We start from the raw sequence: 6,563 nt of genomic DNA, 5'->3' as shown, positions 1-6,563 counted from the left end.
CGGAGCTACCGGACCTACTGGTGCGACTGGTGTTACCGGAGCTACCGGGTCTACTGGTGTGACAGGTGTCACTGGAGATACTGGTCCTACTGGCGCAACTGGTGTAACTGGAGCTACCGGACCTACTGGTGCGACTGGTGTTACCGGAGCTACCGGGTCTACTGGTGTGACAGGTGTCACTGGAGAAACTGGTCGTACTGGCGCAACTGGTGTAACTGGAGCTACCGGACCTACTGGTGCGACTGGTGTTACCGGAGCTACCGGGTCTACTGGTGTGACATGTGTCACTGGAGATACTGGTCCTACTGGCGCAACTGGTGTAACTGGAGCTACCGGACCTACTGGACCAACAGGTGCAACTGGAGATACTGGGTCTACTGGTGCGACTGGTGTCACTGGAGCTACCGGACCTATTGGACCCACAGGTGCAACTGGAGATACTGGTTCTACTGGCGCTTACCGGAGCTACCGGACCTACTGGTGCCTACTGGACCAACAGGTGCAACTGGAGATACTGGGTCTACTGGTGCGACTGGTGTCACTGGATCTACCGGACCTACTGGACCAACAGGTGTAACTGGAGATACAGGTGCAACTGGTGTAACTGGAGATACCGGACCTACTGGACCAACAGGTGTAACTGGAGATACAGGTGCAACTGGCCTACTGGCGCAACTGGTGTTACCGGAGCTACCGGACCTACTGGTGCCTACTGGACCAACAGGTGCAACTGGAGGTACTGGGTCTACTGGTGCGACTGGTGTCACTGGATCTACCGGACCTACTGGACCAACAGGCGTAACTGGAGATACAGGTGCAACTGGTGTAACTGGAGACACCGGACCTACTGGTGCGACTGGTGCAACTGGAGATACTGGTCCGACTGGCGCTACAGGTGCAACTGGTGTAACTGGTGTTACCGGAGCTACCGGACCTACTGGTGCAACAGGTGTTACTGGAGATACTGGGGCTACCGGAGCTACCGGGCGGACCTACTGGACCAACAGGTGTAACTGGAGCTACAGGTGCAACTGGTGTAACTGGAGATACCGGACCTACTGGACCAACAGGTGTAACTGGAGCTACAGGTGCAACTGGTGTAACTGGAGACACCGGACCTACTGGTGCGACTGGTGTCCCTGGAGCTACCGGACCTATTGGACCAACAGGTGCAACTGGAGATACTGGGTCTACTGGTGCGACTGGTGTCACTGGAGCTGCCGGACCTACTGGTGCAACAGGTGTTACTGGAGATACTGGGGCTACCGGAGCTACCGGGCCTACTGGTACAACTCAAACGGCTCTTTATGCCGTAAATACAACCGGTCCTACAATCATTACTACTGGTGCAACAGGTGTTACTGGAGATACTGGCGCTACCCGAGCTACCGGGCCTACTGGTACAACTCAAACGGCTCTTTATGCCGTAAATACAACCGGTCCTACAATCATTACTACTGGTGCAACAGGTGTTACTGGAGATACTGGCGCTACCGGAGCTACCGGGCCTACTGGTCCAACTCAAACGGCTCTTTATGCCGGAAATACAACCGGTCCTACAATCATTACTGTTCTTGGTGGTACGAACATTGCTTTACCAAGTAATCAAAATATCAATGGATTTACACCGAATGGTTCAAATGATACTTTTACTGTACAACAAACAGGTAAATACTATATCACATACCAAATTAATACAACAGTTGCACTTTTAGTTAGTGCACGGCTTTTTCTTAATGGAGCCACTGTCATCCCAGGCTCTATTCAATCACCGGTGATCTCAACCACATTTATCAGCAACACATTGATTGTGAATTTAACTGCTGGAAATACGATATCATTGCAATTGTTTGGGGCAATTGTAACAGCTATTTTAATTGGTGGAGGGGCAACCGGGGCATCCCTTACAATCATAAGACTCAGTTAACGAAAAAAAAAGAAGGGCTACTTTAGCCTTTCTTTTTTGTTTCTTCTATTGCGTTTATACAGGTTTCAATATCATTTGATTGTAAGAGATGAAAAATGGACTGTATGCTTGAAAACTTTAAATTCCACCATTCCAATGACTGAAGTTTTTCAATTATGTTAGAAGAAAAACGATATTTCATTAGCTGCTGCGGGTTTCCTGCCACGATTGCATATGGTGGCACATCTTTTGTAATCACACTATTTGCACCAATCACTGCCCCGTTTCCTATACATACTCCTGACATGATCGTCGCTCCATAACCAATCCAGACATCGTGTCCTATATGGACATCTCCTTTTGATTTTGGGTGTCCTTTAATATGAGCAGCTTCTTTGAAAATTTGATTAAACGGATAGGTTGTGACCCAATCTGTTCGGTGTTCACCGCCAAGAAAAATCTTTACTTCGTTTGCGATGGAGCAAAATTTCCCAACGTTCAGTGTCGTTCCTTCCCCCCACGTAAGCACTTGGAAATCTGGTCCGGCATAGGAAAAATCACCGATGTCATACGAGCTGAGTTCACTTCTTTGATTCAAAAACATAGAAGATCAAACCTCCTAAAAAGTAATGGATCTTCGTATGTATATGCTGATTGACATCCTCACATTATGATTTAACAAGCGCTACGATCTGTTTTTTCTTCCATACCAACTGATAGTAGCCATATTGAAGGAGTAAGTTCACAAAGAAAGCCGCAGGATAGCCTATCCAGATTCCCTTAATGCCAAGTGAGGTATAGTGTGATAACACATAAGCAACTGGTACTTCAACAAGCCAAATGGAACAAATACTAAAAATCGTCGGCCATAGAACCGTTCCACTTGCTCTCATCGTGGCTGCAACGATTTGAGCTGTTCCGAAAATGAGATAGCTCCATAGTGTAATGACGACCAAACTATACGCAATATCTATCGTCCTAGGATCTGTTAAAAAGATGGATAAAATCTGCGGGGCAAATATATAGACGAAAATAATGATGAATCCACCTATGGCGAAGTTTAGCCCTAGCCCTATTTTAATGACATCTTTTAGACGGTTGATATTTCCTGCCCCAATGAATTGTGCTGCAAAGATAGAGACCGCTATGCCAAGACTCACTGCTGGCATTTGCACGTAACTCACGACCTGATTGACAACACCATAGGCAGCTGTGGCCTGTGATCCATAATCGTTCACAAAAGAAATGACGGCAATTTCTGATAAAGAAATGAGGATCATATTAATACTTGAAGGAATACTTAGCTTTAATAACGTTTTTAATAGATCCCCTTTCATCAATAAATGCCTTCTAACCGATGCATCAATGCGCAGCGGGTGCTTTGTCTTATATAGATAGATATGTAGAATGATGAACGTCACAATTGTTGAAATCACAGAGGAATACGCAGCGCCGTATAAACCAAAAGCCGGCAGTCCTAGCCAGCCAAATAATAAAATCGGCAGCAGCAAAATATTCGTTGCTGTGCTAATCATTAAGAAATAAAAAGGCGTTTTCGAATCCCCTGTCCCTCGTAAAAAGGTCGTATAAACAAAATAAAGAAATAAGATCGGCATTGAGATGAATAGAATTCTGGCATAAGCCGCACTTTCCTCCACAATATTTGCGGGTGTTCCCATTAGATTTAGGATGTCTGTTGCGAATAAACCTCCAATGATAGCTAAAAAAAGTCCGATCAAAAAGGTGAACGAAAGCGTTGTGCCAATAATTTCTTTTAATCTCTGTTCATTTTTTGCTCCATATGCTTGTCCAATTAGGATGGAGCTTCCTGATCCAATTCCAATTGAAAATGAAACGAGTAAAAAGAAAAGCGGAAAGAATGCAGAAATAGCAGCTACTGCATCCTCTCCAATCCATCTGCCGACAAGTACAATGGACACAAGCTGTCCGATTGATTGCAAAATATTGCTTAGCAAAAGTGGAATGAGAAAAATGGACATGGTTTTTACTAAAGATTGATTGTTATCTAACGTCATGATGGTTCCCCTTCTCTGTCTAAAGATCCTCAGCTAAGATGCTGACAATACGGTCTTCTATATCCTTTCCTTTTTCGTCATCTACAAGATGATTTAATAGAATAGAAAAAGCGAGCGTCTTTCCGCTCTGCGTTTCAATATATCCAGAAAGTGTGCTGACTGTTGATAATGATCCCGTTTTCGCACGTACTTTTTCTAGAGTAGCTGGTTCTTTCAATCTGTTCCTTAACGTTCCTCCCACCATTCGTTCGCTTGCCCCTGCTAACGGAAGCGCATGTTCATAGGTCTTAAACCATTTTTCCTGTTGAATGTTTGTCAAAAATAAAGTGAATTGGTTTGCAGAGACAAGATTAATAGGTGATATGCCTGATCCATCTCTTAACACAGTGAGTGATGGAACTACGCCAAAGGCAGGAAGGCGTTCATTCATCACGTCCAGCCCTTCCTCAAAACTCCCTTTGTTCTTCACCTGCTTGCCAAGTTCCTTTAACAGAATTTCTGCATGAGTGTTGTTGCTTAATTTCATCATAGGAACAAGCAGCTCTGATAAAGGCATAGATGAATGGGAAGCGATTTTCTTGGCTTTTTTAGGAACGTGTTTTGTTTTGAGTGGTCCTTTCACCTGTATCCCTTCAGCTTTTAGCGCTCGTTTCATTAAGTCTAAAGCATAGGTTGTCGGCTCCCATAATGCTATCCATTGTTTAGATGAACTTGCTTTAAGAGGAATGGTTCCAGTCAACGTAATCTTGTTTGTGCCATGAGAGCGCTTAAAAGATATCTTCTTTTTTCCGCCTTCTGGAACAGTTTTCACTTGATTGATGACTTGAGCAACATCAGTCTTCGGGATCATGTCATAGGTGGCTTTATGCCCCGCTTTCTTTCCTGGCTTTACTTCGAGAATAATGGTTCCTGCATCATAGTCTTGATTCGGTGAAGCGGTGAGAGCAGATATTTGTGCACCGTAGTATTGATCCTCATCACTCCACGGCAGATCAATGGAATATCTCGTATCATCAAACCAAGTGTCATCTGCCACAAGCTGCCCGCGAACTGTATGTATTCCAGCCTTTTTGACTTGTTTGGCAAGTGCTACAAAATCCTCCTCTAATAAAGTCGGATCTCCAGTGCCGCGAAGATAAAGGTTGCCATGTAACGTTTTCTTTTGAATAGAACCATCCATCCAGATGTCTGTAGGAAATGTGTGTGTTTCTCCAAGTATATCAAGGGCGATGGCTGATGTGAGCAGTTTCATATTAGAAGCCGGAGTAAGACGGATATCAGCTTGATGTTCATAAAGAAGAGAGGTGTCAGAAGTATCGCGGACGCTGATGCCAGAGATAGCGCCCTCTAAGTCAGGTGCTGTTCGTATGAATTCGTCTAAAGCTGCGATCCATTTTGATTGATCATCATGAGCCGTGAGTTGTTCATCTTTCACTGAAAAAGGGAGAAATAAAATCAACAGGATACATATTTGTAGAAACATGAACTGTGAAAAACGCTTCACGCAATTCCTCCTTTTTAGAGAAGCAGCCAATTTTAGAAGATTATGTTCATTATACACAAAAGAACGTTTGTTCTCAAAGGTTTTTTAAACAGAAAAGTCAGCTTTCTTTGACGAAAACTGACACGCCCTTTACCTCTTTTCTGGATTCCAGCCATCGGTGCCGCCAAGTACAGACTGAACCGTGATTTGACTTGCTTCGTTTTTTGTTAAAATCGTTGACCATTTCACGCGGTGTGTCACATTGCTTCCTGCCCCTGTTGATCCAAATTCTTTATACCGTGCAGTTCTTTCATTATCACGGTTATCCCAATTATGCCAGCCCTCTGTTTTGATATGATCCTCCATTTTTGTATGAAGAAACGTCACAGCAGAATAAGGTCTCCACGGACGGCCTAAATAAACAGATTGAGCAGCAGCTGTTCCCTTATTTAACGTGGATTCAATGAAAACGTAGCCGTACTTTTGGGCTTCTGTTGTGGATGCCGCAGTAATATACCCATTTCCAAGACTTTTTATTTCAGCTCTTTTAAACACAGCCGTTGCTGAACCAAAAATGAAATCTACCGTGCCCTCGATGTAGCAGTTTTCGTAATATTGCCGGCCTGTGCCTGTTGCATAAAGCGTATCTTGATAGCCAAGGACACGTACTTGCTTGAACGCGGCCCGGTCTCCAGACACATAAAGGGCAACAGCCTGACCTGCATGTCTGCCAGCTGTGTTTTGAAAGGTGATATTTTCTGCATAAAAGTCGTTCGCACGAATCATTGTACTCGAGCTATTGGTTGTACTCCCAGTGCTAGCATTTGTATCATCATACGTCAGAATCGTCTTGTGCTGATTTTCTCCGATAAAGGACACGTACGGCTTATTTTGCGGAAGGAGAATCTTTTCTTTATAAACACCATTCTTAATATATATCGTCGTTGGCTGTTGATTGTTTGCTGGAATCGCATCAATAGCAGATTGAACCGTTCGAAATGACCCATTTCCTTTTTGATCGACCACCAGAACACGGTTTGTTTGATTCTTGTGTCCAGCCGCTTTAAGTGAAGCTGAGTCAAAAAGGAAGAAAGACAATACTATCATAAGCAGTATCCTTCCATACTTCATCACATAT

6 protein-coding genes and 1 pseudogene are annotated in these 6,563 nt (G+C 44.1%); 1 reads left to right on the top strand and 6 read right to left on the bottom strand.

Translation table 11 applies throughout. The annotated features are described in order from the left end of the window. Together BA70_RS20965 and BA70_RS20960 are read right to left on the bottom strand one after the other, a co-directional pair. A partial coding sequence (locus BA70_RS20965; RefSeq protein ID WP_420834675.1) for a hypothetical protein occupies positions 1–396 on the bottom strand: 396 nt, incomplete at its 3' end. A gap of 50 nt (positions 397–446) precedes the next feature. Further along, positions 447–839, bottom strand: coding sequence for a hypothetical protein (locus BA70_RS20960; protein ID WP_420834674.1), 393 nt, complete (start codon positions 837–839; stop codon positions 447–449). On the opposite strand from BA70_RS20960, the pseudogene BA70_RS20955 reads away from it, so the two are divergent. After that, positions 796–1,927, top strand: a pseudogene (locus BA70_RS20955) (BclA C-terminal domain-containing protein); the annotation flags it as partial. The gene BA70_RS20960 and the pseudogene BA70_RS20955 sit on opposite strands and share 44 nt — an antisense overlap. A gap of 22 nt (positions 1,928–1,949) precedes the next feature. Here BA70_RS20955 and BA70_RS05730 read toward each other — a convergent pair. The 4 genes from BA70_RS05730 to BA70_RS05715 all read right to left on the bottom strand — a co-directional run bounded on the left by BA70_RS05730 (position 1,950) and on the right by BA70_RS05715 (position 6,556). After that, a complete protein-coding gene (locus tag BA70_RS05730) occupies positions 1,950–2,510 on the bottom strand; it encodes a CatB-related O-acetyltransferase (RefSeq protein WP_034319363.1) in 561 nt (186 codons plus the stop codon). Between the two features lie 64 nt (positions 2,511–2,574). Further along, complete coding sequence (locus BA70_RS05725; protein WP_034319361.1) at positions 2,575–3,942, bottom strand: MATE family efflux transporter; 1,368 nt, start codon at positions 3,940–3,942, stop codon at positions 2,575–2,577. A 19-nt stretch (positions 3,943–3,961) separates the two neighbouring features. Further along, positions 3,962–5,446 (bottom strand): D-alanyl-D-alanine carboxypeptidase/D-alanyl-D-alanine endopeptidase, encoded by a 1,485-nt coding sequence (gene dacB, locus BA70_RS05720; RefSeq protein WP_078061657.1) that lies wholly within the window; start codon positions 5,444–5,446, stop codon positions 3,962–3,964. A 129-nt stretch (positions 5,447–5,575) separates the two neighbouring features. Next, positions 5,576–6,556 (bottom strand): pectinesterase family protein, encoded by a 981-nt coding sequence (locus tag BA70_RS05715; protein ID WP_034319360.1) that lies wholly within the window; start codon positions 6,554–6,556, stop codon positions 5,576–5,578. Positions 6,557–6,563: the final 7 nt, after the last annotated feature.

The sequence above is a fragment of the Bacillus zhangzhouensis genome, assembly GCF_000715205.1.
GTDB classification, from domain to species: Bacteria; Bacillota; Bacilli; order Bacillales; family Bacillaceae; genus Bacillus; species Bacillus zhangzhouensis.
This window is presented reverse-complemented; position numbering and strand designations above follow the sequence as displayed.